This is a genomic window from Mycobacterium senriense, from assembly GCF_019668465.1.
Taxonomy (GTDB): domain Bacteria; phylum Actinomycetota; class Actinomycetes; order Mycobacteriales; family Mycobacteriaceae; genus Mycobacterium; species Mycobacterium senriense.
In genome coordinates this window covers 3,679,269-3,703,281 of record NZ_AP024828.1, presented here as the reverse complement: position 1 = coordinate 3,703,281, position 24,013 = coordinate 3,679,269, and the positions used below count along the sequence as shown (strand labels likewise).

The following is a 24,013-nucleotide window of genomic DNA, read 5'->3' as shown; positions in this document are numbered from 1 at the left end:
GCAACGGTATCGCCGCGCCGGCTCACCGAGGACGGCTTTTGCATCCCGGCTAGGCGAGCCGGGTAACCTCCACGATGACGTCGAGGTCGGTGGCGCCCTCCCCGGAGTAGATGCCCTTCAACGGGGAGACGTCGGCGTAATCGCGACCCGCGCCCACGCCCACGTACTGCTCGGTGATCTCGGTGTCGTTGGTGGGGTCATAGCTCCACCACGCTCCCGTCCACGCCTCGATCCAGGCGTGGCTCCGCCCGTCCACGGTGTCCCCCACGACGGCTTCACGTTTGGGATGCAGGTAGCCCGAGACGTAATGCGCCGGAATTCCCATGCTGCGCAACAAGATCAGTGACAGGTGGACGAAGTCCTGGCAGACGCCCTTGCCCTCTTTCAGCGCGTCCAATCCCGAGGAGGCCACGCTGGTGGTCCCGGGAAGGTATTCGAGTTCGTTGCGCACCCAATTGGCTGCGGCGACAACGGCTTCCGCCGGCTCGTGGGTCTTGCGGATCTTTTTGCCCACGGACGCCACCCGTTTGCTCGCCGGGGCGTGCTCGGTGGGGCGCAGCAGGTCGTCGTAGCGATCGAGCACGGCCTCCGACTGCAGGTCGCCCCAGCCCACCTCCGTCGAGAGTGGTTCGGCCCGTTCGGTTTCGACGACGGAGGATGACATGACCGTGAGATCGGTGTGGGGAGCGTGCAGGTCGAACGCCGTGACCGCGGTACCCCAGTAGTCGATGTAGCGATAGGACCTCGTCGCCGGGATGGTCTCGACGCGGTTGAGGATGACGTTCTGCCGGGTGTTCGACCGCGGGGTCAGCCGAGCCTCGTTGTAGGAGGCGGTCACCGGCGACTGGTAGGCGTATCCCGTGGTGTGCACCACCCGCAGCCGCCACATCAGCCGTCCCCTTTCCTGCTGACCAGTCGGGCACGCTGGCCCGCATCCGACCATGCCACCCAGGGCGTCACGTGGAAGTACTGCAGCGCCAACGCTTCTCCGACGTCACGGCAGGTCCTCTGCAGTCCCGCCAGGCGGCTCTCCAACGATTCCAGTAGTACGCCGGGCTGAACGAATTCCAGCTCGCTGCGCGCCTGGCCGAGCAGCCGCTGCGTCTCGGCGGTGGCCCCGATCCGGCTCTGCCGGTTGCGCACCAATTCGTCGAGGTTGTGTTCGGCCAACCGCAGCGAGTAGAACACCGACCGCGGAAAGAGCCGGTCCAGCAACATGAATTCGACCACCCGGCCCGCGTCCAGCACACCGCGGTAGGTCCGCAGGTAGGTGTCGTGTGCGCCAGCCGAACGCAGCAGCGTCACCCACGCCGGGGACGAGGCGCTGTCCCCGACCCGGGACAGCAGCAGCCGCACCGTCATGTCGACTCGTTCGATCGCCCGGCCCAGCACCATGAACCGGTAACCGTCGTCGCGGGACAATGTCGAGTCGGCAAGGCCGGCGAACATAGCCGCGCGGCGTTCGATGAACGACAAGAAGTCATGTGGCCCAAGGCGTTTGGCGGCACGCTCGCGTTCGGACAGGGCGTGATAGGTGGTGTTGAGGCACTCCCAGATTTCGCTGGAGGTCACCTCGCGCGCCGACTTCGCATTCTCCCGCGCCGAAGTGATCGCGTCGACGATCGAGCAGCCGCCCTGCGCGTTGGTGCTGTAGGCCACCAGGTCGGTCAACGACCACACGTCCAGGTCGTGATCCGGCGGATCGATGCCGAGCACCCGCAGCAACAGGCGCGACGCCTGGTCGGGGTCGACACTGGAATCCTCGAGCAACTGGTGCAGCGCGACGTCCAGGATGCGTGCGGTGTCGTCGGCGCGCTCGACGTAGCGGCCGATCCAGTAGAGCGCCTCGGCATTACGTGCCAGCATCGTCCACCGCCCTTTGCTGCTGTTGCTGCTCGAGTTGCTCACGCCGGGGCGGTTCGGTGGGCTGCGCCTGCTGAGGCGGCACCGACGTCAGCCGCGGCGTGTCGTCGACCATCGGGTCCGGCATGGACGTCGGCAACGAGCGCACCACCTCCGCCGCCTCGAGCTCATGGTCACCGGCCGCCGCCCGCGACGCCAGCACCCAGGTGTCCTTGGAGCCACCGCCCTGGCTGGAGTTGACCACCCGCGATCCCTCGACCAGGGCCACCCGGCTCAGCCCGCCGGGCAACACCCACACGTCGTCACCGTCGTTGACCGCGAACGGCCGCAGATCCACGTAACGGGGCGCCAGCGTGTTGCCGATCTGCGTCGGCACCGTCGAAAGCTCCATCATCGGCTGCGCGATCCAGCTCCGCGGATCGTCGCGCACCTTCTTGGAGATGGCGGCCAACTCTTTCTCCGAGGCCTCCGGACCGAACACGATGCCGTAGCCGCCGGACCCCTCCACCGGCTTGATGACCAGCTCGTCGATGCGGTCCAGCGCTTCTTCACACTCGTCATCAAGCCAGCAGCGCAACGTCTCCACGTTGGCCAGCAGTGGCTTCTCGCCCAAGTAGTACTCGATCATGGTGGGGACGTAGGTGTAGACGAGTTTGTCGTCGCCGACGCCGTTGCCGATCGCGCTGGAGATGGAGACGTTGCCGGCGCGGGCCGCGTTGACCAGACCAGCCACGCCCAGCATCGAGTCGGCGCGGAACTGCAGCGGATCGAGGAAGGCGTCGTCGATGCGCCGGTAGATGACGTCGACCTGACGCTCGCCCTCGGTGGTGCGCATGTACACCTGGTTGTCGCGACAGAACAGGTCGCGCCCCTCGACCAGCTCGACGCCCATCTGGCGGGCCAGCAGCGAATGCTCGAAATAGGCCGAGTTGTAGACGCCCGGGGTCAGCACCACCACCGTCGGGTCGGCCTCGTTGGTGGCCGCGGAGTTGCGCAGCGCCCGCAGCAGGTGCGAGGCGTAATCGTCGACCGCGCGCACCCGATGGGTGGCGAACAGGTTCGGGAAGACGCGGGCCATGGTGCGCCGGTTCTCCATGACATAGGACACACCCGACGGCGAGCGCAGGTTGTCCTCGAGGACACGCCAGACGCCCTTGTCATCGCGGATCAGATCGATGCCGGCGACGTGGATCCGCACGCCGTTGGGCGGGACGATGCCCATCGCCTGGCGGTGGAAATGCTCGCAGGAGGTGATCAGGCGGCGCGGGATGACGCCGTCGTTCAGAATTTCCTGGTCACCGTAGACGTCGTCGAGATACATCTCGAGCGCCCTGACCCGCTGGGTGATGCCGCGCTCCAACCGGGCCCACTCGGCGGCCGAGATGACCCGCGGCACCAGGTCCAGCGGAAACGGCCTTTCCTGGCCCGATAGCGAGAATGTGATCCCCTGGTCGAGGAAGGCGCGCGATAGCGCTTCGGCGCGAGCTTGCAGTTCCGAGGCGTCCGACGGCGCAAGCTCGGCGTAAATGCCCTTATAGGGGCCGCGCACAGCGCCCTGGGCATCGAACATCTCATCGAACGCCAGCTCGTAGGCGTCCGAAGACATGTTGTAGCCGCCGAAAATGCGCTCAGAACGCGCAGCGCGAAAACCCCGCTTGCTGTCGTCAAGCTGGTTGGTAAGACTCACTGTTCAGATGCTGCCTCAGGTCGACGTTCTGGCAGCCCACGTGTTCCCGTTTTGGGAGAAAACGTAACTCACTGATAACCTGGGCAATCGCTGTGGTGATATCCGGCGACCCACAAAACGTCTAATCGAAGAAGGAACTCCAGCGTGGCCAACATCAAGTCGCAGCAGAAGCGCAACAAGACGAACGAGCGCGCTCGCCTGCGCAACAAGTCGGTGAAGTCGTCGCTGCGTACCGCTGTCCGCGCGTTCCGCGAGGCCGCCCACGCCGGCGACAAGGAGAAGGCCGCCGAGCTGCTGGTGTCGACCAACCGCAAGCTGGACAAGGCGGCCAGCAAGGGCGTGATCCACAAGAACCAGGCCGCGAACAAAAAGTCGGCGCTGGCGCACGTCCTCAACAAGATCTAACGGCCTGCCGGTCGACGCCCGGCCGCCCCTAGTGACCGCGCTGGGCGGCTAGTTCGGCGACCTGTCTGACCGCGGATTCCAGGGCGTAGTCGGCGTCCACCACCGCCCCCTTGACGTTCGCGTTGAGCGCGGCGACCACCTTCATCGCCGTCGCCACCGAGTCACGCGACCAACGCCGGGCCTGTTTCTGCGCCTTCTGCACCCGCCAGGGCGGCATCCCGAGCTGCGACGCCAGCCGGTAGGGGTCTCCCGAGAGGGGCCCGACCCGGCCGATCGTGTGGATCGCCTCGGCCAGCGCATCGGCCAGCACCACCAGCGGCTCCCCCCGCATCATCGCCCACCGCAGCGCCTCGGCGGCTCCCTCTATGTCGCCGGCCACCGCCTTGTCCGCGATGTCGAACCCCTTCACCTCGGCCTTGCCGCTGTGGTATCGGCGCACCGCGGCGGCGTCAACCACCCCGCCGGTGTCGGCGACCAACTGCGAGCAGGCAGAGGCCAGCTCCCGCAGATCGGAACCGACCGAATCCAGCATCGCGGTCACCGTCTCCTCGTCGGCCTTGACCCGCAGGCCGCGAAACTCCTTGCGGACGAAGTCGATGCGTTCGCTGAGTTTGGTGATCCGCGCGCACGCATGCACCTCGGCGCCGAGGGACTGCAGCTCGGTGGCCAGCGCCTTGGCCCGGCCACCGCCCGAGTGCACCACCACCAGCACCACACCCGTCGGCATGTCGTTGGCGGCCGAAACAATCACCGCGGCAGCGTCTTTGCCCGCTTCGCCGGCGGCCTCCAGCACCACGATGCGCTCGTCGGCGAACAGTGACGGACTCAGCAGCTCGGCGAGCTCATACGTGCTGACGTCGCCCGCCCGCATCCGGTTGACCGGAACGTCGTCGGTGCCTGCCCGTTTCCGCGCCGACCGCAGCACATCAGCCACCGCCCGCTCGACCAGCAGTTCCTCGTCTCCCAGGACCAGGTGCAACGGCGAAACCTCGCTCACCCCACGATGGTGTCACGCCGCACCGACCAGGCCGCTCGGGGATCCGGCGAGACGACGACCCGCCCTACCCGAGCCCGGACAGCGCCCAGGCCAGCCCGGCCAGCGCCGCCACTGCGGCCGCGAGGCGGAACGGTCGCCACCGCCACAGCACCATCGCCAGCACCGTGACACCGCCGACGATCAGCGTGCCGGGCATGCCCTCCGGGACCGGCAGGGTCGCGCCGGGCAGGTTGGCCGCACAGCGGGCTACCCGGTCGACCCACCACAACTCGGGGCCGGTGAACCGGATCAGCAGCCGCGCGGCGGCCGGCCATACCGTGCAGAGCGCCGCCGCGGCGGTGCCGAGCACCGTAATCGGTGCGATCACGGCGGCCACCACGAGGTTGGCGAGCGCGGCGACCACACTGAATCGGCCCGAGATCGCCGCCACCAGAGGCGCGGTCACCACCTGCGCGGCCCAGGCGACGGCGAGCGCGTCGGCTAGCGGCTTGGGCCACCCCATCCCCACCAGGCGCCGCGACCAGACCGGCGCGACGACGATCAGCGCGGCGGTGGCGATCACCGACAGCGCGAACCCCACGTCGACGGCGAGCGCCGGGGCGACGGCCAGCAGCACCAGCACGGTGGCGGCCAGGGCCGGAATGGCTTGGCGCCGACGCGAAGACAGCATCCCCGCCAGTGCGATGGCGGCCATCACCGCCGCCCGCACCACACTCGCCGTCGGCTGCACGACGATGACGGAGGCCACCAGCGCCAGCGCGGCAAGGGCGACCGCCGCGCGGGGACCGATCAACCGGGCCGAGAACAGCACCGCGGCGCACACGATCGTCACGTTGGCGCCCGACACGGCCATCAGGTGCGTCATCCCGGCCGCGCGAAAGTCGCGGCTGGTGTCGCTCGGCACCGCCGAGGTGTCGCCAAGCACCAGCGCGGGCAGCATCGCCGCCTGCTCGCCGGGCAGCGTGTCGCGGACGGCGGCGGCGAATCGGCTGCGCACCCCGTGCGCGGCGCGCTGCACGGCGCTCGCGGTGCCCATGGTCGGCCGGCCCGACGCGTTGAGCACCGCGACCGTCAGGTCGCGACGGGCCGGGCGGGTGATGCGCGCGGTGAACTGCACCGGCTGGCCCACCATCACGGCGCCGAAGTCCGAGGCACGCGCGAAAACCACGACCCGGCCCGAGGTTTGGGCCTCGCGCAGACGTTGCAGGGAGGCCTTGAACATCAACCGGGCGGCGCCCAGCGACACCGGGCTCTCGGTAGGCGTGACGGTGACCGCGGCGCTGCCGCCGAACGCCGCGGTGATCGGGTGGTGAACCACAGCGTCGGTGCGCAGCCCGATGGCGAAGCCATATCCCGCCCCCACCACGCCGACCGCGGCCAGGCCGGCGCCGAGCGCCCGCAGCCGCGCGGTTCGGCCGGGCCGGTGCGCGGCGCGCCATGCCAACGCACCGGATGCGGCGACGAGCGCGAGGCAGCACCAGGCGAGGAGGCGGCCGGCCGGCCACCAGATCCCGGCGGCAGTCACCGCCCAACAGGTCAACGCCGCGGGCACCAGGCGCACATCGACATGCCCGGAAGGCGGAACGCCCGGCCCGGAAGGAACCACCGGGGTCAGACACGGACCAGGGCGCGCAGCTTCTCCAATCGCGCCGGCCCGATGCCCTCGACGTCGGCGAGCTGGTCGACGCTGGTGAATTTGCCGTTGGATTGGCGCCACGCCACGATCGCGGCGGCGGTGACCGGGCCGACGCCGGGCAGCGCGTCGAGTTCCTGAACGGTCGCGGTGTTCAGGTCTACCGCCTGGGCCGGCTTCGGCTTGACCGATCCCGGCGTCGGTGTCGGCGCCTTCGATGTCGGCGTCATTCCGCTGGCCACCGAGCTGCCCAGCGCCGTCGGCTGTCCGGGAGCGGGAGCCAGACCGACCACAATCTGTTCGCCGTCACCGAGCGGTCGGGCCATGTTCAGGCCGATGGTGTCCGCGCCGTTCACCGCGCCGCCGGCGGCCTGCAGCGCATCGGCGATGCGCGCGCCCGGCGCGAGGGTCACCAGGCCCGGGGTATGCACCAAACCGACCACGCTGACCACCACCGGGCGGTCGGGGCCCGGCGCTGGCGCGGCACCCGGACTTGCCGACGACCTCGGCCCGCCCGTCGACACCTTCTCCACCGGCGGCAGCTTGGCCGACATCACCGGCGCCGGCCGGTCGCGCAGCAAGGTGAAGACCGTGACCAGCACCGCCAGCGCCGCCACGATCGCGAGCCCGACGGCGCCGGCGCGTCCGGGGTCGGCGCGGACCCTGGCCAGCCAGCCCCGGTCCCCCGACGCGTCGGGAAGCCACCGCGGCAGCAGCGAATTCTGGTCGTCGTCCGGGGCGTCGTCCGTCGACGCGGACCCTGCGTCCGCGGGACCGGCGTGCGCATCGGTCTCCGGTTCGGCGTTGAGCCGTCGCTGCAGGCGCTCCGCCGGAAGTTCTGTTCGCATGGGCCGACGGTAGGCCGCGGACCGCCACAACGGCCCCGCTCAACGGCTCCACGGGGCCGATCTGTGGATTAACCCGAGGCTGTGCACGGGGTCCGCGAGGGATGGGTCAAGATGGAAGTCGAGCGAACGACCGGCACCGCCAGAAAACAGCTCTGGGCGCTGCGTCGTCACGGTCACCCCGAAACGACAGGAGGCTGCCATGCAACTGGCGCTCACGCGCGAGGAAGCCGCGTTCCGCGACGAACTCCGCACCATCTACACGACCAAGATTCCCGAGGAGCTGCGCGAGCGGGTGCGCCGCGGCTCGGCGGAGGTGAACCACGACGACATCGTCGCCAGCCACAAGATCCTGCACGAGCACGGCCTGGCGGTACCGAACTGGCCGGTCGAGTGGGGTGGCAAGGACTGGACGCCGACCCAGCATCAGATCTGGGCCGACGAGATGCAGCTGGCGTGTGTCCCGGAGCCGCTGAACTTCAACACCAAGATGGTGGGCCCGGTGATCGCCGAATTCGGTTCGGAGGAGGTCAAACAACGCTTCCTGCCCCCGACGGCCAGCCTCGACATCTGGTGGTGCCAGGGATTTTCCGAGCCCGAGGCGGGGTCGGACCTGGCGTCGCTGCGCACCACCGCGGTCCGCGACGGCGACAGCTACGTCGTCAACGGCCAGAAGACCTGGACCACGCTGGGGCAGTATGCGGACTGGATCTTCTGCCTGGTCCGCACCGACCCGCAGGCGCCCAAGCGGCAGGCCGGCATCTCGTTCTTGCTGTTCGAGATGAATACGCCGGGCGTAACCCTGCGGCCTATCAAGACGATCGACGGCGGCCACGAGATCAACGAGGTCTTCTTCGAGGACGTCCGGGTGCCCGCCAATCAACTTGTCGGAGAAGAGAACCAGGGCTGGACCTATGCGAAGTTTTTGTTGGGCAACGAGCGTACGGGTATTGCCGGGGTGGGGCGGACCAAGGTGCGCCTCGCCGAGGTGAAGAAGCACGCGGCGGCCACCGGGGTGCTCAACGATCCGCTTTTCGCGGCGCGGCTAGCCGAGGCCGAAAACGAGCTGCTGGCACTGGAACTCACGCAGTCGCGAGTGGTCACCGACTCCGCGGACGGCCAGCCCAACCCGGCGTCGTCGGTGCTCAAGCTGCGCGGCAGCCAACTGCAGCAGATCGCCACCGAACTGCTCGTCGAGGTGGCCGGGCCGGATGCGCTGCCGGCCAACGGCGAAGACATCTCGTCGCCGTCCTGGGCCCAACACAGTGCGCCGCACTACCTCAACTACCGCAAGACGTCGATCTACGGCGGTAGCAGCGAGGTGCAGCGCAACATCATCGCGTCGACGATTCTGGGATTGTGAGGCAGCCATGGACTTTCAATTGAGCGACGAGCAAGCCCTGCTCCGCGACACCACCCGCGACCTGTTGTCGCGCACCTATGACCCGGAAAGCCGCAACAAGATCATCGGCTCCGATCTCGGCTGGAGCCGGGAGGTGTGGAACCAGCTCGCCGACACCGGAATTCTGGGTCTGGGTTTCGAGCCGGAGGAGTCGGGCCAGATCGAGATCGTGGTGGTGCTCAACGAGGTTGGGCGCCGGCTGGCCCCCGAACCGGTGCTGCACGCCGCGCTGGGGCCCGGTGCGCTGATCGCCGAGCTGGGCAGCGCCGACCAGAAGCAACTCCTCGACGAAGTCGCGGGCGGCCAGCGGCTGCTGGCGTTCGCCCACCTCGAGCCGGGCCAGCGCAAACCGTCCGCCGAGGTGAGCACCAAGGCTGAGCAGCAAGGTGATTCGTGGACGCTGAGCGGCCGGAAGAACCCGGTGCTCGCCGGGGACTGCGCCGACACCCTGGTGGTCAGCGCCGCCCTGCCGAACGGCGGCACCGGGCTGTTCCTGGTCGACGCGACAGCGGTGACCAGGCACCCGTACCGGACATTCGACGGACAACGCGGCGCCCAGATCGATCTGGACTCCACCGCCGCCGAACCGCTGGGCGAGGCGGTCGACGCCTCGGGCGCCATCGGCGACGCACTCGTGCGCATCCAGTCGGCGCTGTGCGCCGAAGCGCTGGGCGCCATGGAGGAATCGCTGCGCCTGACCACCGATTACCTCAAGACGCGCAAGCAGTTCGGCGTCACCCTCAACAAGTTCCAGGCGCTCACGCAGCGCGCCGCCGACATGTACGTGTCGCTGGAATTGGCCCGCAGCATGACCCTGTACGCGGCGATGTCGATCGCCGACGGCAACATCGACCCGGTGATCGCCTCGCGTGCCAAGCTGCAGATCGGCCGCTCGGGCCGGCACATCGCGCAGGAGTCGGTGCAGATGCACGGCGGCATCGGCGTGACGGCCGAATACCCGGTCAGCCACTACGCCGCCCGGCTCACCGCGATCGAAAACACCCTCGGCACCTCGGGCGAGCACCTGCACAACCTGATCGATCACCTCGGCGACTACGACCTGGCCCGTCTGTAACGCATGGCCGAGCGCGCGGAGCTGACCGAGAAGGTCATCGCGTTCCTGTCGACCGGCACCCGTACCGGGATGCTGGGCTACCTCGCCGCCGACGGCCGCCCGCTGGTCGCCCCGGTGTGGTTCGTCGTGGACAACGGTGAGCTGGTGTTCAACACCGGGCGCGACACCGCGAAAGGCCGTGCGCTGGCCCGGGATCACGCGTCGTGATCTGTGTCGACGATCCAACCCCGCCCTACTCGTTCGTACAGGTGCAGGGCATCGCGACGACGCAGGACGGTGCGGAGGACCTGCTCGACATCGCCACCCGGATCGGGGGGCGCTACATGGGACCAGATCGCGCCGACGAGTTCGGCCGGCGCAACGCCGTTCCCGGAGAGCTGTTGGTGCGAGTTCGGCCGACGAAGGTGAACTCGGCCTTCAATATCGCCGACTGAACCCGCCGAGTATCAACTCGACCCTGTCGACACAGGTTCTGGGTTTAACTCCGGTGCCGCAACCGATTCCGCTTCGTTGGACTGCGAGTCCGACTCCGATTCCGCGTCGGGTAGCTGACTTGCGAGATACTCGGCGAGGCCGCCGATCGTCGGGTAATCGAATACCGCGGTCGCGTTGATCGTGAACGCGCCGCCGAATTGGCTATGCAGCCGGTTGCGGAGTTCGACGGCCATCAGGGAATCCGTGCCCAGGTCCAAGAACCGACTGGTCGCGGCGGGTGGTTGCGCGAGCCTCAGGAATCCCTGCACTTCGCGCTGCAGGAATTCGGTGATGAAACTGGCGCGCTGCGCCACCGGTATCTCCTGCAGTTGCCGCAGCAACTCGCTATCGCCGGTTGGCTCGCCGACGGCGCTCGGTAAGACGAGGTCGAGAATCGGTGGCCGAGAAGCGCCCAGCAGCTTCGCGGCACGTTGCCAATTGGCCTTGATGATGGTTGCCTGGCCGGTTCCGTTGGCGACAACCTCGACCAGCGCGTTGAGGGCGGCCGTCGGTTCCAGCGGAATCAACCCCTGCGCACCGATATTGGCGCGCGCGGCCTCCGAGGAGGCCATGCCCCCTTGGGCCCAGGGACCAAAATTGACCCCGGTTGCCGGCAAGCCTCGCGCCGTTCGTTGTGCGACCAGCCCGTCGAGCAACGCATTGGCCGTCGAGTAATTGGCCTGGCCGGGGGAACCCAGCAGGCTGGACACCGAGGAGGACACGATGAAGAAGTCGAGATCGTCGTTCTTCGTCATCCGGTCCAAATGGCACGCGCCGAACGCCTTGGGAGCCAATGTCGTCCGGAAACGCTCCAGGCTTTGCTGGGACAGCAGCGCGTCATCGAGGATGCCCGCCAAATGTGCCACTCCCGCGAGCGCAGGCAACTCCGCGCGGATCCGCGTCAGCAGCTTTTCGACTTGCGCCTCGTCACCGACATCGGCCGCGAAAGTGTGGATGCGGCACCGGTAACGCTCGACGATGTCGTCGATCGACCGCTGCGCATCGGCGTCGGGTGCACGCCGGCTGGTCAGCACGATGTCCCCCGCTCCGAGCTGGGCCAGATAGGCCGCCATGTGCAGGCCGATTGCACCGAGTCCACCCGTGATGAGATAGCTCCGATCACCACGCGGCTGTAATGGGGTCGGCATCTGCAGCACGATCTTTCCGATATGGCGCGCTTGCTGCATCCGACGAAACGCCGTCTTCGCCTCGGACAGCGGGTAGATCTCGGCGGGCAGCGGCGTCCACTCGCCACTGGCCAAACCGTCCGACACCTCGGTCAGCAGCCGATGAATGTGCTCTGGCTGTTGCACGCAGGCCCAGTCCAACGCGACGATCTCGTAGGCGATATCGGGCCGGGCCGCCGTCATCTGCTCGCGCGTCCAGATGTCTCGCTTGGCGATCTCTACGAATCGACCGTTTTGGGCGGTAGCCCGTACGGTCGCCTCGATGAACCCCTCGTTGGTCAGGCTGTTGAGCACCACGTCGACGCCCGCACCACCGGTGTCGGCGAGGATCTGGTCGGCGAAATCCGTTGTGCGCGAGTCGTAGACATACTCCACACCCAGCTTGCGCAGTGTCGCACGTTTGTACGTGCTCGCCGTGGCGAAGACGATCGCACCGTGTCGCTGCGCCAGCTGGATGGCGGCCAATCCGACACCACCGCTCGCCGCATGAATGAGCACTCGGTCACCGGGCCTCAGCTCCGCCCAGTCAAACGCGAGCCGGGCCGTCAGCGCCGCGGCGGGAATGGTGGCCGCCGCGACCGCGCTCACCCCGTCGGGTATGGGCGCCAGCAACTGGGCCGGCACATTGAACCGGCTGGCGAACGCACCCTGCATGAAGCCATAGACGCGTTGGCCCACCTCGAGTCCGGTGACACCATCACCCAACTGTGTGACGGTGCCGGCGAAGTCGCCGCCGAGCGGGCCGGGATCGCCCGGGTAGAGGCCCAGCACATTGAGCACCTCTCGGAAGTTCAACCCACCGGCCTCAACCCGGACCTGCACACAGCCCTCGGCCGGTGGCGACGCTTCCTTCTCGATCAGACGCAGGTTGTCGATCGCGCCCCGTTCAGTGGGCGTCAGCACGTAATCGGTGCCACGCGGTACCGCGAGATGACCGCTGCGCGCCCAGGGCAGTAATCGGGACGCCAACAACTTTCCTTGCCGCAGGGCGAGTTCAGGTTCGTCGAGCGTCGCCCTGACAAGACCGGCCAGCGAGTGCACAGCCTGCTCCGAGCCGTCGCAATCGACCAGCCTGCAACGCAGGGCCGGTTCCTCGTTGAGGATGGTGCGCCCGAGGCCCCACAGCGCCGCCTGCACGGGATCGACGGCCTCACCGGATTCGGTCGCCACTGCCCGTTCCGTGATGATCCACAACCCATCGGGAAGTTTGGCTGCCTCATCGGTCTGCAAGGTGTGCACTGCACTCAGCAGATGGGCGATCTCGGTTTCCAGACGCCGTGCGGAATCAGCGCTCGACTCTTCTGCACTAGGCCTGGAGGCACGCCAGACGATGCCGGCGAACGGCACGTCGCGCTCTCGAGCCCGTGTCAACAGCTGCCCCAACGACTCGGGCTCCGTAATCCGGTCAAAAGTGGTGCAGCCGGGCAGTTCGGCCGCCAGTTCGTCGAAGCCGGCAATCAGCCAGGTGCCGTTCGCGTTTCCGGCGCCCTCGGCATCGTCGCTCGGCGGCTGAGGCGGCACCTCGTGCCAGCCGAGGGTATAGAGCAGCCGGGTGGCATCGCCGCCGAGTCCACGCAACAGCGCCTCCCGGGGCGCGCGCTTGACCGTGAACTCGCGAATCCCGCCCAGGTGGCGACCATCGCGATCGACGAAATCGAGGTCAAAGACTTGGGTTTCGCTGTCGAGGGCACTGGCACGCCACTTGCCGCGGCAATAGAACCGTCGTGGCATCTTCTCCCGGAGTGACACTTGCCCGTACCGCAACGGCAGTAAGAGATCGTTGATCCCCTGTTCGGCCGCGAGCAGGGCCGGGAACGCCGGGAAGGTGATGCCGGTGCACAGATCGAGCAGCACCGGATGCATCGGCTCGGTTCCAAGGTGCTCGGCGAGTTCCTCGCCGACGGTGACATCGCCGATCGCCTCACCCTCGCCGAACCACAGCGATTTGAGGGACGTCGACCAGGTGGTCCCCCATTCCAGCTCGCTTTCAGCGAAGCTCTCGAACAGCAGCTGGGGACGACTGCGGTCCAGCCGCTCGATCGCCGCGTCGATGGAGTCCGCCGGATCAGCCGCCGGCTCGTCATCGACGCCGGCGACGACGGTGCCGTCGGCGTTCAACGCCCATTCGGCATCGGCGACGCCGTATGAGCGGCTGTCCACCCGGAAGCTCCAGCCGCCACCGTCCTCCAGCGGATGCAGACTCAGCTGCACTTCGCGAGAAGCCTTTTCGGGCAGGATGATCGGTTCATAGAAATAAACGTTCTGCACGCGCCCCGGCGGCCCGATGGCGGCCAGGGCCATCGCCGCGTACGTTGCGCCCGGGACGACGACGGTGCCATAGATGACGTGGTCGGCGAGCCAGGGCTGCGACTTGACCGACAACCGGCTGGTGTAGACGCGGTCGCCGGAGGCTAGCTCTTTTGCACTGCCCAGGAGCCCGGATGCCACAGCACCTTGACCATCGATGCCGGCGATGCCGGAAGCCTTGGGCCAGAAGCGCCGGTGCTGGAACGGATAGGTGGGCAGTTCTAGCCTGAGGCGCGGCTGACGATGCAGCACAGTGAAATCGGGCCGGTGACCGCTGACGTACCCCGCGGCCAGCGCCTCGGTGATCTGCCGCCGGTCGCTGACGCCCTTGCGCAGAGAGACGATCGCGCGCGGCGCCGCCAGATGTTCCGGCCAGACCTGCACCGCGGCCCCGGTCAGAACCGGTTGCGGTCCAATCTCCATCAACACCGAGCACCCCAGCGCCGCCACGGTCCGTATGCTTTCGGCGAACTGCACCGGCTGGCGGGAATGCCGCCGCCAATACCGGGCGTCCAACGGGGTTTCGGCGGTGAGCACCGCGCCGGTGCGGTTGCAGACCAGCGGCAGCGTCGGTACAGCGAAATCCAAACGCGCTGCATATGATTCGAATTCGCCGAGCACCGGCTCCAGCAACTCAGAGTGGAAGGCGTGGCTGGTTTCCAGCCAGCTGCAGCGAATCCCGTCACTGCCACCGCGAGCGACAATTTGTTCCAGATCCGCGCCGGGACCCGACAGCACCGTGTTGGGGCCGTTGTAGGCGGCGACAGACACCCGGGGGAAGTCGTTGGCGATCTCCTCGACGTATTTGGCGTCGGCGAACACCGCCACCATTCGGCCGCCGTCAGGCAGGCTGCCGAACAGACGGCCCCGCTCGGCCATCAGGCGCGCCCCGTCCTCGAGGCTGAAAACCCCCGCCACACACGCCGCCGCATACTGGCCCACGCTGTGCCCCAGCACCACGTCGGGCTCGACGCCCCACGACTGCCACAGCCGGGCCAGGCCCATTTCGACGGCGAACAGCGCGGGCTGCGCAAACGAGGTGTGCCGCAGTGTTTTTCCGGCTTCACCACCGGAGTCGCGGTCAGTCGCGAAGAGCACCTCCAACAACGGACGCGGCAGCATCGCGCTGACTGCATCCGCGCAGCGTTTCACCGTGTCCGCGAAAACCGGCTCGGCGTCGAACAACTCGCGCGCCATCCCCGGGTACTGGCTGCCTTGCCCGGTGAACAACCATGCCGTCGTCGGCGGGTCCATGCATTCGCCGCGCACCACTCCCGGCCGCATCCGGTTCTCGGCCAGGTCGGCCAGCGCCTCGCGGGCGCTCTGAACCGAGTCCACGACCAGCGCGGCCCGGTGTTCGAAATGCGAACGCCCGGCCCCGGCCGTGAAGCACACATCGGCGATATCGGCGTTCGGGTGGGTGTCCAACCATTCCTGGTAGCGCCGCGCCAATGCCACCAGTGCCTGCGGCGACCGCGCGGACAGCGGCAGCACGTCGGCCGGCCCATCATGAACCTTCGTCTCCGCTGGCGCTGCGAGGTCGCCCGTGGGGTTTTCGTCACCGGTCGCGGATGATGGCGGCGCCTCCTCGATCAGCACGTGTGCGTTCGTGCCGGTGAACCCGAAGGAACTTATGCCGGCACGGCGCGGTCTGCCGTTGGCCTGCCACGGAATCGCTTTGTCCACGACCCGTACCGGCAGTGAGTCCCACGGGATATGTGGCGACGGTGTCTCGAAGTGCAGGCTCTGCGGCAGCACTTGGTGCTGTAGCGACAACACGACTTTGATCAGACCAGCGACTCCTGACGCCGACTCGAGGTGGCCGATATTGGTCTTCACCGAGCCGATCAGCAACGGCCGGTCCACATCACGAGCGGCACCATAGGCGGCCCCGGCGGCCTGCACCTCGATTGGATCGCCCAGCGCTGTGCCCGTCCCGTGTGCCTCAAGATAGTCGACATCCCCGCCGTCGAAACCGGCGCGATCCAGCGCCGCGGCGATAAGCCGTTGCTGCGCACCACCATTGGGCACCGTCAAACCACTGGAAGCGCCGTCTTGATTGATCGCGCTGCCCGGGATGACCGCACAAACCCGATCGCCGTCACGCACTGCGTCGCTCATCCTTTTGAGCACCAGGATCCCGCAGCCTTCGCTGCGCACATAGCCGTCCGCGGAGGCGTCGAAGGTCTTGCATCGCCCGACAGGCGACAACATCCTGGCGCGTGACGCCGCGATGGTGGACACCGGACTCAGCAAGACATTCACGCCACCGGCCAACGCCAAATCGCAGTCACCGGAGTGCAATGCATGGCAGGCCTGATGGACGGCCACTAATGACGAACTGCACGCGGTGTCGAGCGCCACCGCCGGTCCTTCCAGCCCGAGTGCAAACGCAACCCGGCCCGAAATGGCATTGAGCGCATTGCCCGTGATGAAGTGGGGTTCGATCTTCTCGACGGAGTCGGCGGACAGCAGATGCGAATACTCGTTGGAGCCCACCCCCACGAAGATCCCGCTTCGGCTGCCGCGCAATTCCCCCGGCGAGTACCCGGCACGCTCCAAGCCCTCCCACGCGGTTTCCAGCATCAGCCGTTGCTGCGGATCCATCCAGACAGCCTCGCGCGGGGAAATACCGAAGAATTCCGGATCGAAACCGTCTATTCCGTCGAGGAATCCACCGAAGCGGCTGTAGACCTTGCCCGGAGTATCTGGATCCGGATCGTAGAACTCGTCGATGTCGTATCGGTCATCCGGGACTTCCCGGATCGTATCGACACCACCGGACAGCACCTCCCAAAAAGCTTCGGGATCGGCCGCGCCGGGAAAGCGACAGGCCACTGCGACGATCGCGATCGGCTCGTCCGTGCGCGTCCTCACCACCGAGGCCGGCTGCGGCCGCGCATCGGCGGACGGCTGTTGGCTGAGCCCGAGCACGTCGCCGAGCAGATAATCCGCCACGTCGGACAGACGTGGATAGTCCATCGCCAGGGTCGCCGGCAACTCCTTGCCCACCCCTTGCTCCATGCGGCGCCGCAGTTCGACGGCCATCAGCGAATCCATGCCGAGATCGAAGAATCCGGCGTCCCCGCGGATCTCCGCGACATCGACTCGGGTCACCTCCGCTACCGCGTCACGCAGATAATCCGTGACGAGCTTCTTGCGCTGCTGCACCGGAGCGTGAGTGAGCTGCTCGACCAGTGGTGTCCTCCCGGACGTGGTTGGCGCGGGGGCGAAATCGGGAATTTCACCTGCCAACTCCGCCAGCAATGACCGCTTCCCGGCTTGCTGGTAAAGCGGCAGGAAACGGGCCCAGTCGATCCGGGCCACGACCCCTTGTGCAACGCCCTGCGCGGCAGAAGCCGCGATGACATCGGCCATGCCCGCCAGCGCATCGGCAGGTGACAATGTCCGGACACCGCGTTCAGCCAGTCGCGCCCGAGCCTCCTCGTCGGCCATACCCGCCGACCACGGACCGAAATTGACGCTGATCCCGGACACGCCCTGCTCGCGCAGCCGCCAGGCCAGCCCGTCGAGGAAAGCGTTAGCCGCGCCGTAAGCCGTCTGACCGAGCCCGCCCCACACCGAAGCGATCGAAGAAGTGCTGAGGAAGAAGTCTAGCTGCAGGTCAGCGGCCGCTTCGCTCAAATGCCAAGCGCCCCAGACTTTTCCAGCGAACACTCGATCTACCTCAGCGTCGTCCAGGGCGCGCAGCGGGGTGGTCCCGATCTCACCCGCCGCATGGACGATGCCTGCCAACGGCGGCAGTTCGGCCCGCACAGTGCCTAACAGGCGCGCGACGTCGTGGGCGTCGCCGACATCGGCGGCGACAACTCGAACCTCGCATCCCTGCTGTTCGCGTAGGGCATCGATGCGCTGTCGGGCGGCCTCGCTGGGCGAGCGTCGGCCGGTCAGCACCAGATGCCGGGCACCGTGCGCTGCCAGGTATCCGGCGATTTCCAGTCCGATCGAACCAAGCCCACCGGTCACCAAATACGTTGCATCACCACGCAATGTCAGCGGTGTTGCGGCAGGCCGCCCGATTCGCCGGACCAGCCGGGGAACATAGACCTCTTGACCACGCAGCGCGATCTGGTCTTCCCTGACAGCCGAGTCGCGCGGTGCCAACGCCATCTTGATCAACCGCGACCATTCGTCGGTACTACCTTCAGCGAGGTCCGCCAGGCCGCCCCACAATTGCGGATGCTCCAGCGAGGCGGCGCGACCGAATCCCCATAGGCAACTCTGATCCGGCAAGACGGTGTCGGCGTCAGTGACTCGTTGCGCACCACGGGTGACCATCCAAATGGGTTGGCGCAGTTCGGCGGCGGCCGCGACACGAAAAAGCCGCCGCGTTCCGGCCAGTACCCGATGTTGCATCCGCAGCAGCGACCGCATCGATGGTGCGGTGCCGGAATCGAGGGCCGCGACATGCACGATGCGTAGCGGCGCATCATCTGCTGCCGCAGCGCGCAATACGATCTCGAGCCGTTCCTCGTCCGCGTCGGTCGCGGGCAACGCCAGAATCCGAGACTGCTGCCCCTGCGCGGTGAGCGCATCGACCAGGGGCTGGACGGCATCGTCATCGCCAACGACAAGCCAGGTGCATCCCTCGCCGGCTTCCGTATCGGAAAGTCGCGCAGTGAACTCCTCCCAGCGAATCTCGTAACGATCATCGGAGATGGACTGGCTCATACGCTGTTGATTGTGTTGCGCGGCCAGTTTTGTCAGCACATCCAGGGTGTTTTGATCACCGCTCGCACCATCGAGTAGCGCGGCGAGCTCCTCGATCCGGTCATCCTCGAGGAGCCGGACGGCATCGCTACGCGCGACGGTGGTCTCGCGGGCAGTGGGCCGGACCCTCTTCTCGCGGAACCAGTACTGGCGATGCTGGAACGGATAGGTGGGCAGGTCGAGCTTTCGCGCCGGTTCCTGCCGCACAGCATCGAATTTGGGCAGGTGGCCCAGGACGTACGCGTCGGCGAGGGCTTCGGTGATCTGGCGATGGTCGGCGGTGTTTCGACGCATCGACGCGATCGCCCGCGGTGCAGTGGTCGGGTCAGGCCATGCCCGCAGGGCCGCGGCGGTGAGAACCGGTTGCGGGCCGACCTCTAACAACACTTTGCAACTCAGGTCGGCAAGGGTCTGTACGCTCTTAGCGAATTCGACCGGTTGGCGCGCGTGGCGACGCCAATAGGAGCCATCGAGTTTCACGCTCCTGCCGAGCGCGGCTCCGGTACGGTTGCACACCAGAATCCGTTGTGGGGAACTGAAATTGAACCGGTTCGCATATGACTCGAACTCGTCGAGGATGGGATCCAGCAGCGACGAGTGGAACGCATGGCTGGTGTCCAGCCAGTCACACCGGACACCGTCGGCCATCAACTCGGCCACCGCCTGGTCGAGAACCTGCGCGGGCCCGGACAATACGGTGTTCGCGCCGTTGTAGGCAGCGACCGACAGGCTCGGGAACTCGGCGGTCAGGACCTCGACGCGTTCGGCGGCGGTGAACACCGCGACCATCCGACCACCCGCAGGCAAACTGCCGAAAAGACGGCCGCGCTCTGCCATCAGCAGCGCGCCGTCCTCGATGCTGAACACACCCGCGACGCAGGCCGCCGCATATTGGCCGACGCTGTGGCCCAACACCACGTCGGGTTCGAAGCCCCAGGACTGCCAGAGCCGGGCCAAGCCCATCTCCACCGCGAACAACGCGGGTTGGGCAAAGGCGGTCTGTCGCAACGCCTCTTCGCAGTTTGGGCCATCCGTATCGAAAACGACTTCCAGCAAAGGCTTTTCGAGAACATCGGCGACAACTGCAGCGCAGTGGGTCAGTGTCTCGGCGAACACCGGCTCGGTGTCGAACAGCTCTCTGGCCATGCCGGCGTACTGGCTGCCTTGACCGGTGAACAGCCACGCCGTCTTCGGTGTGTCATCGGATACGCCGCGAACCAAACCGGGTCCCGGGCGGTCGTCGGCGAGCGCGCCGAGTAACTCGCTGGCAGATTCCCTCGAATTCACCACCAACGCGGCCCGGTGCTCCAGGTGCGCTCGCCCCACTCCGGCGGTAAAGCGCAAATCGGCGAGGGTGGCCTCGGGGTTTGCGCTCAACCAACTTCGGTATTGATCGGCGATCTGCACCAGCGCGGCGGGCGTCCGCGCCGACAGCGGAAGGATGCTGAACCGTCGGTCTTCGGCCTGGCCGGCGGACCGCGGGGCCGCAGCAACCTGAGCCACTTCCTCGGGAGCTTCCTCGAGGATGACGTGCGCATTGGTCCCGGCGAACCCGAACGAACTAACTCCGGCAATACGCGGCCGACCGTTTCGTTCCCAGGCAGTCGCTTTTTCGACCACCTGCACCGGGAGGCGGTCCCATGGAATGTGCGGAGACGGATTGCGAAAGTGTAAGTGCTGCGGCAGTAACCCGTGTTCGAGCGACAGGATGACCTTGATGACGCCCGCGATCCCCGCGGCCGCTTCCAGGTGCCCGATGTTGGTCTTCACCGAGCCGATCAACAGCGGCCGGCTCGCCTCGCGCCCGGTGCCGAGCACCGCGCCGGCGGCCTGGGCCTCGATCGGATCGCCCAGCGACGTCCCGGTCCCATGTGCCTCGAGGTATCCGACGTCCCCGGGTGCGATGCCGGCGCGCTGCAGCGCGTCGGCGATAACCCGTTGTTGGGCAATGCCATTCGGCACGGTCAATCCGCCCGATGCGCCGTCCTGGTTAATTGCGCTGCCCCGGATCACGGCCCGAATCCGGTCACCGTCACGGATCGCGTCTTCAAGCCGCTTCACGACAATGACGCCACAACCTTCGCCCCGCACGTAGCCATCCGCGGCCGCATCGAAAGTCTTGCACCGGCCGTCGGGCGCGAGCATGTGCGCTTGGGAAAAGGTGATCATGGTCGCTGGGGTAAGCAGGACATTTGCACCGCCGGCGAGCGCAAGGTCGCATTCCCCCAACCGCAGCGCTTGGCATGCCTGATGGATCGCCACCAACGACGAGCTGCAGGCCGTGTCGACGGCGACCGCCGGACCCTGCAGCCCCAATCGATAGCTGATCCGGCCCGCTGCCGCAGCAGATGACGTCCCGATCGCCATGTACGCCTCGATCTCGGCGTAAGTTAGTTCGTCGGAAGCCATTCCGAGGTAATCATGGGTGGACATCCCGACGAAAACACCAGTGTTGGTGTTCGCCAATGCCGTTGGCGCGGTGCCCGAATGTTCGACCGCCCGCCACGCCGTCTCGAGCAAGATCCGATGCTGCGGGTCCATCGACCTGACCTCGCGCGCCGACATACCGAAAAACGGCGCGTCGAAACCCGTTACATCATCAACGAAACCTGCCCGACGGGTTACAACCTTCCCGGGCGCATCGGGATCCGGGTCGAAGAATTCGTCGGCATCCCACCGGTCCTGGGGCACCTCCGATATCGCATCTCTACCATCTCGCAGCAGCTGCCAGAATTCGTCAGCGTCCGAGGCGCCGGGAAAGCGCGCCGCGTATCCGACGATTGCAAAACCGGATGGCGGCTCCATGACACCTTCGGCGGTTGACATGCGGTTGTCCTCTCTGCTTCGGCTCGCGAGGGATTCCATCGCCGTGCGCGTTTCAGCGCCGCGGCGGTGGTGTTCCGTACCAGATCTGGCCACACACTGCGCACCCCCGGAGCAGACAGTGTGCCGAAGTTTGCTGGTGCACTGCCTCCAGCAACCGTCGTCAGCTCAATTCACTTCACCACCAAACCAGCCCGCGTTCGGAGAGCACCCCGACTCGCGGTACCGCAGTTATCCTCAAGCACCGCATTCGAATTCGCGTTTCCAGCCAGTCACCGACTGCGGGAAGGCTTCCGGTATAGGCGACGACAATACACCCGGCAGGAACGGTGGGGGACCCCGCCGCTGCGGCAAGACAGCCACTGCCTCGACGTGCTGCACGCATTGCGTCCTCAGAATGCGAACGAACCCCATCCCTAACCATCCGCGGTGGCCGGCTCTGCTGTCCTGAGCTGCCTCATCTACCGTCCGTGATGACAATCGACCCTACGGAATATGCGGCTACGGTGGCCGGCAACGACACGCCGGATCGGGCCGATCGCCCGATCGCATGCGATCGATTCCCACCTTCGCGCGGGATCTTGTGTCCCGCAACGTGGTCTAGCTGTCGAGATACTTCAGGGCGCGCGATGACTGCTGCTCTCAAGGGGCCTTGATCCGACATTCCGACGCATGGCCCATCTCGACACTCCTAGCAAGATCAGTGGTTCCCCGCCAGCTCAGCCATCGCTGACTGACCGACAAAGATGCGCGGCGGCGAAACCAGTCCGTCAGTCAATGTACGCATGCCGGTCCGATTGTGCACGTGTATAAGAATCAAACGAGTATGGCTCTTCTCCGCGGCACGTTGCATGAGTATCGTCGGTTGACCGCCCGAGTATCGTCAACTGACGGCGCGGGCCTGCGTCCGGTGCGGGACCGTTCCACCCTCACCACCGCTGCCGTGTCGGTGAGCTGTCGCACGCCGCGCAGTCCGGCGTCGGTCACTCCGGAGAGGGTTATCTTGGTGCCGCGGCCAGCGGGCCCGGAACGCGGCCGTCCAGACCGAGGAGAATAGATTGCGCATCGGGAAAATCACGATCGGCTCGCTCGGTGATTGGACGCCTGCCCCAGGGTCGGTCATCTCCTGGCACCCGACGGCCGCGGCCGCCGAGAAGGCGCGACAGGCGCCGGCCAGTTCTGTGCCGGTCAGCTACATGCAGGGCCAGCATCTGCGTAATTTTCACGAGCGGACGTCCGCCGGACTCGACTTTTCCCGGCAAATCATCGCTACCTGTGACGTGCCCGGCCAATGCGACATTTCCGCCATGAACTATGCCGTCAACGCGTATCTGCGCCGGCATGACACCTTCCGCAGTTGGTTCCACCACACCACCGACGGAGAGTTCGTCAGGCACACCATCAGCAACCCCGCCGATATCGAATTCGCTCCGATTGATCACGGCGAAATGACAATTGACGAAATGCGCGCTCATGTCGTGGCGATACCGAATCCGCTGCAGTGGGGCTGCTTCACTTTCGGGATTGTCCAGAGCGATGATTGCTTCACTTTCTTTGCCGCTATGGATCATGTCCACGGGGACGCGACGTTGATCGGCACAACGATGCTCGAGGCCAACGGAATGTATGCGGCGGCGAGCGCAGGAGATGAACCCCTTGCGCTTCCCGATGCCGGCAGCTTTGACGATTTCTGCGCCGGCGAGCGCCAGTACACGTCAACGTTGACCATGGATTCGCCTGAGGTACGCACTTGGATTGACTTCGCCGAGAACAACAATGGCAGTTTTCCTGAATTTCCGCTGCCATTGGGCAACCCGTCGGGGGCGAGTGCAAGCGCCATGGTCTCCGAACTCCTCATAGACGCAGAACAGACGGAGCGATTCGAATCAGCCTGCACGGCGGTCGGCGCGCGTTTCATCGGTGGCCTATTCGCGTGCATCGCCTTGGTCGAGCACGAATTCACCGGTGCTCCAACGTATTACGGCCTGACTCCCAGGGATACACGCAGAACTACGGATAATTTCATGACACAGGGATGGTTTACCGGCCTGGTACCGATCACTGTGCCGATAGCCGCAGCCACTTTCGCCGAGGCCGCGTGGGCTGCGCAGACTTCCTTCGATTCCGGTCAGCACCTGGCGAAGGTCCCGTATTACCGCGTTTTGGAATTGGCGCCGTGGCTGAAGTGGCCGCAGCCAAACTTTCCGGTGTCGAATTTTTTCCACGGCGGCGCCGCTCCCCTCAACGCTGTACTTGCGGCAGCTGACCTCGGTTATGCGAACAACATTGGAATCTACTCGGACGGCCGGTACTCGTATCAGCTGACCATCTATCTATTTCGGTACGGGGAAGGCACGGCAATGGCGATGATGTTCCCCGAGGATCCGGTCGCTCGGAAATCGGTTGTCCGCTACCTGGAAGCGATGCGGTCCGTGTGCGGGCGGGTCGCCGACACCGGACATTGGGGACGCGTTGGGTAGCGTGGAGTAGTTCGATGACTCGTGGGAAATTGCGCGGCTTGACCACAGCGTCGGCGGCTGCCATCGCAGGACGCAAACAACTGCGCCGGCCGGGATGAGGCCGA

Annotated in this window: 11 protein-coding genes and 1 pseudogene; 5 read left to right on the top strand and 7 right to left on the bottom strand. The window is 66.5% G+C overall.

The window, feature by feature from the left end:
• Nucleotides 1-49 precede the first annotated feature (49 nt).
• Genes MTY59_RS17630 through MTY59_RS17620 form a run of 3 tightly spaced genes read right to left on the bottom strand, consistent with a single transcriptional unit; the run spans nt 50 to nt 3,550 of the window.
• Entirely contained in the window at nt 50-889 is an 840-nt protein-coding gene (locus tag MTY59_RS17630) for a transglutaminase family protein (RefSeq protein WP_221042288.1), read from the bottom strand.
• Nucleotides 889-1,866, bottom strand: coding sequence for an alpha-E domain-containing protein (locus tag MTY59_RS17625; RefSeq protein ID WP_221042287.1), 978 nt, complete (start codon nt 1,864-1,866; stop codon nt 889-891). Before MTY59_RS17625 ends, MTY59_RS17630 begins: the two co-directional genes overlap by 1 nt.
• Entirely contained in the window at nt 1,853-3,550 is a 1,698-nt protein-coding gene (locus tag MTY59_RS17620; protein WP_221042286.1) for a circularly permuted type 2 ATP-grasp protein, read from the bottom strand. Before MTY59_RS17620 ends, MTY59_RS17625 begins: the two co-directional genes overlap by 14 nt.
• 144 nt (nt 3,551-3,694) lie before the next feature.
• Between MTY59_RS17620 and rpsT the strand changes: the two genes are divergently transcribed.
• Nucleotides 3,695-3,955, top strand: a complete 261-nt coding sequence (gene rpsT / locus MTY59_RS17615) for a 30S ribosomal protein S20 (protein WP_221042285.1) — start codon at nt 3,695-3,697, stop codon at nt 3,953-3,955.
• 28 nt (nt 3,956-3,983) lie between these two features.
• On the opposite strand, the gene holA is transcribed toward rpsT, so the two are convergent.
• The 3 genes from holA to MTY59_RS17600 all read right to left on the bottom strand — a co-directional run bounded on the left by holA (nt 3,984) and on the right by MTY59_RS17600 (nt 7,433).
• Nucleotides 3,984-4,952 carry a DNA polymerase III subunit delta gene (gene holA, locus MTY59_RS17610; protein ID WP_284145223.1) on the bottom strand — a complete coding sequence of 323 codons (969 nt, stop codon included), beginning with the start codon at nt 4,950-4,952 and terminating at the stop codon, nt 3,984-3,986.
• A 64-nt stretch (nt 4,953-5,016) separates the two neighbouring features.
• Nucleotides 5,017-6,513, bottom strand: coding sequence for a ComEC/Rec2 family competence protein (locus MTY59_RS17605; protein ID WP_221042284.1), 1,497 nt, complete (start codon nt 6,511-6,513; stop codon nt 5,017-5,019).
• Nucleotides 6,514-6,563: 50 nt separating this feature from the next.
• Complete coding sequence (locus MTY59_RS17600; protein ID WP_221042283.1) at nt 6,564-7,433, bottom strand: ComEA family DNA-binding protein; 870 nt, start codon at nt 7,431-7,433, stop codon at nt 6,564-6,566.
• A gap of 199 nt (nt 7,434-7,632) precedes the next feature.
• On the opposite strand from MTY59_RS17600, the gene MTY59_RS17595 reads away from it, so the two are divergent.
• From MTY59_RS17595 to MTY59_RS17585, 3 genes and pseudogenes are all read left to right on the top strand, one after another.
• On the top strand, nt 7,633-8,793 hold the full coding sequence (locus tag MTY59_RS17595) for an acyl-CoA dehydrogenase family protein (RefSeq protein ID WP_221042282.1): 1,161 nt from the start codon (nt 7,633-7,635) through the stop codon (nt 8,791-8,793).
• A 7-nt stretch (nt 8,794-8,800) separates the two neighbouring features.
• Nucleotides 8,801-9,907 carry an acyl-CoA dehydrogenase family protein gene (locus MTY59_RS17590; RefSeq protein WP_221042281.1) on the top strand — a complete coding sequence of 369 codons (1,107 nt, stop codon included), beginning with the start codon at nt 8,801-8,803 and terminating at the stop codon, nt 9,905-9,907.
• A gap of 3 nt (nt 9,908-9,910) precedes the next feature.
• A pseudogene (locus MTY59_RS17585) lies at nt 9,911-10,341 on the top strand (PPOX class F420-dependent oxidoreductase).
• Between the two features lie 12 nt (nt 10,342-10,353).
• Here MTY59_RS17585 and MTY59_RS17580 read toward each other — a convergent pair.
• Nucleotides 10,354-21,432, bottom strand: a complete 11,079-nt coding sequence (locus MTY59_RS17580) for a type I polyketide synthase (RefSeq protein ID WP_221042280.1) — start codon at nt 21,430-21,432, stop codon at nt 10,354-10,356.
• Nucleotides 21,433-22,487: 1,055 nt separating this feature from the next.
• Between MTY59_RS17580 and MTY59_RS17575 the strand changes: the two genes are divergently transcribed.
• Nucleotides 22,488-23,909, top strand: a complete 1,422-nt coding sequence (locus MTY59_RS17575) for a condensation domain-containing protein (protein WP_221042279.1) — start codon at nt 22,488-22,490, stop codon at nt 23,907-23,909.
• The last annotated feature ends 104 nt before the right edge of the window (nt 23,910-24,013 follow it).

Excerpts from the sequence above, each read along its gene's own strand:
- MTY59_RS17580 (WP_221042280.1), bottom strand. The coding sequence starts at position 21,432 with ATGTCAACCGCCGAAGGTGTCATGGAGCCGCCATCCGGTTTTGCAATC.
- MTY59_RS17595 (WP_221042282.1), top strand. The coding sequence starts at position 7,633 with ATGCAACTGGCGCTCACGCGCGAGGAAGCCGCGTTCCGCGACGAACTC.
- MTY59_RS17625 (WP_221042287.1), bottom strand. The coding sequence starts at position 1,866 with ATGCTGGCACGTAATGCCGAGGCGCTCTACTGGATCGGCCGCTACGTC.
- MTY59_RS17600 (WP_221042283.1), bottom strand. The coding sequence starts at position 7,433 with ATGCGAACAGAACTTCCGGCGGAGCGCCTGCAGCGACGGCTCAACGCC.
- MTY59_RS17630 (WP_221042288.1), bottom strand. The coding sequence starts at position 889 with ATGTGGCGGCTGCGGGTGGTGCACACCACGGGATACGCCTACCAGTCG.
- MTY59_RS17590 (WP_221042281.1), top strand. The coding sequence starts at position 8,801 with ATGGACTTTCAATTGAGCGACGAGCAAGCCCTGCTCCGCGACACCACC.